Below are 473 nucleotides of genomic sequence, written 5' to 3'. Positions count from 1 at the left end.
GTTCGGTAAAAACACTAGGATCCTCCAACAGCGACAACTGATTAGGATCAGTCATCTTCTCTGAACGAACGCCATAGAGTTTCCGATTAAGGAATGCCACTTGCTCCTTTAGGAGCTGGATTTCCTTGAGTGCCTGCGCTAACAGGTCTTCAGTCGTTTGTGTCATTGCGCTACCTTCGTTTCGTTGTCGTTGAAGGGAGCTTACCACTAATGAAACCGTTTGAACAGTACTAACGAGATGTTTTTTTGCTTGGCCGATTGTGCTTGATGGTTGATTCCAATCCCCAACCTGATAGTAGTCGTTGGAGCTGCTTCGGGTGGAGCCTTCTCACCTCTTTTTGTGTTGTCGGCCACTGAAGTCGGCCGTTTTCGATACGCTTGTATAATAAGAGAAACCCGTCACCGTCCCAGTAAAGTGCTTTGAAGCGGTCCTTGCGAGTGCCGCAGAACAGAAATAGTGCACGACTGTATGG

Annotated in this window: 2 protein-coding genes; both read right to left on the bottom strand. The window is 47.8% G+C overall.

All coding sequences use genetic code 11. The features are described 5' to 3' along the window. Positions 1 to 166 (bottom strand): transposase (locus tag FD01_RS15625; protein ID WP_191981515.1); only part of this gene is annotated, 166 nt, incomplete at its 3' end. Positions 167 to 230: 64 nt separating this feature from the next. After that, positions 231 to 473, bottom strand: a 243-nt coding sequence (gene tnpB, locus FD01_RS02120; RefSeq protein WP_156647255.1) for an IS66 family insertion sequence element accessory protein TnpB, incomplete at its 5' end; no start/stop codon positions are given.

It is taken from the genome of Lacticaseibacillus manihotivorans DSM 13343 = JCM 12514, from assembly GCF_001435035.1.
Lineage (GTDB): Bacteria > Bacillota > Bacilli > Lactobacillales > Lactobacillaceae > Lacticaseibacillus > Lacticaseibacillus manihotivorans.
Note: the sequence above shows the minus strand (reverse complement) of the source record. Positions and strands in the feature narration are given on the sequence as shown.